The sequence below is a fragment of the Microcystis sp. LE18-22.4A genome, from assembly GCF_027531105.1.
Classification (GTDB): domain Bacteria; phylum Cyanobacteriota; class Cyanobacteriia; order Cyanobacteriales; family Microcystaceae; genus Microcystis; species Microcystis aeruginosa.
In genome coordinates this window covers 1-1,271 of record NZ_JAPZRB010000001.1, presented here as the reverse complement: position 1 = coordinate 1,271, position 1,271 = coordinate 1, and the positions used below count along the sequence as shown (strand labels likewise).

General features: G+C 45.2%; 2 protein-coding genes and 2 pseudogenes. 1 reads left to right on the top strand and 3 read right to left on the bottom strand.

The window, feature by feature from the left end:
* Positions 1 to 42 precede the first annotated feature (42 nt).
* Positions 43 to 165 (bottom strand): annotated as a pseudogene (locus tag O9295_RS00020) (transposase family protein); the annotation flags it as partial.
* A gap of 41 nt (positions 166 to 206) precedes the next feature.
* On the opposite strand from O9295_RS00020, the gene O9295_RS00015 reads away from it, so the two are divergent.
* Positions 207 to 443 (top strand): hypothetical protein, encoded by a 237-nt coding sequence (locus tag O9295_RS00015; RefSeq protein ID WP_288030769.1) that lies wholly within the window; start codon positions 207 to 209, stop codon positions 441 to 443.
* 22 nt (positions 444 to 465) lie between these two features.
* On the opposite strand, the gene O9295_RS00010 is transcribed toward O9295_RS00015, so the two are convergent.
* Positions 466 to 996: an ATP-binding cassette domain-containing protein gene (locus O9295_RS00010; protein ID WP_288030768.1), complete on the bottom strand. Its 531-nt coding sequence runs from the start codon at positions 994 to 996 to the stop codon at positions 466 to 468.
* A gap of 182 nt (positions 997 to 1,178) precedes the next feature.
* Positions 1,179 to 1,271, bottom strand: a pseudogene (locus O9295_RS00005) (photosystem Q(B) 2 domain protein); the annotation flags it as partial.

Below are 1,271 nucleotides of genomic sequence, written 5' to 3'. Positions count from 1 at the left end.
CCTGTGCCGATTATTTTTAGCAAACTCTCCTAGTTCTCTCTAACCTGAGTATCCTAGCATTGTTCCCAGTATTATTACTACTAATACTATCCATAAAGGGTGTCTTTTTCCTTTATCTTTCCGAAAGTCCTTGACTTGTTTTAGTTTTTCTATTAAGCTCAACATATCTTTCAAAAGTTCGCGTTCACTTCTCATTTTACCTGACAGTGATCGCTTTTACTTTTGATATTCTGATATTAGGAGAAATTTTTGCTATTGCTACCATTGTATCGGGGCGATTCCTCAAACGCCGCCAGAGATACTGGTTTTCCTTCGTTAAGGCCTGCATCCTCTGCTTATTCACTCCCTTGGGGACAATCCTCGGAGTCTTCACGATTATTGTTCTCTCCCGCCAGTCTGTTAAGGAGCTATACGGGCTTCCTAATGCAGATCCTGCTAATTAACATCTCCAAATGAGAGCGGCCCTCAATGAATAGTCCTAGTAGCGGCCGCCGTCAGGCTCAATAAGAAAGCCACGAACTGGATACTGAAAATAATAAATGCTATCAACTGACCCAGCGATAATTGAGCGGCGAGGACTGGGGAAGCCCCATACCAGAAAAGGAAGAGTACGATTAGGGTCAAAGGCAAGCGGAAAGAAAGAGGAAGAGGTTCTGAACCAGACTCGGCTACCAATCTGTTTCTTTTGAGAAGGTAATAGGTTCCACAGGCTAGGGCAGTTAGTCCAGTGGAAGCAAAGGCAAGTTGAGGACTGTAAATAGCCATTAATGATAGCATGGCCAAGACTTTAGGGAGTGTGACAGCGACTTTGAGAAAGAGTTTCCTAGCCAGACCGTTGCCTATGATGGCGGCGGTGAGAGCGGCTAGGCCGATCTCCGAGGCACTGGCAAAGAGAGTCGTCACTATCAAGAAAACACCCAATATGTTGAGAGTCTCAGGCGAGTTCTGGATGATGACCTTATCGATAATCACCTGAATGACTAAGGGGATAGACAACCAGAACAGAGTACCGAAGGCACTTAAAAAGAAGACGGTTATCGATAAGAGCAGTTGAATGATAATTGTTACTCCCCGAAGCTAAACTCACCGGATGAACGATCCAAGCTAGACATACCATAAAATATTTAGCCACAAAAAAGCACCCCCTTGCGGGAGTGCCTTTTCGTTCAGACTAGGAATTAACCATTGATAGCGGGAGCAGTCAGAGCTACAGGAGCCTGTTCACCACTAGCCAAGTCTAAGGGGAAGTTGTGAGCGTTGCGCTCGTGCAT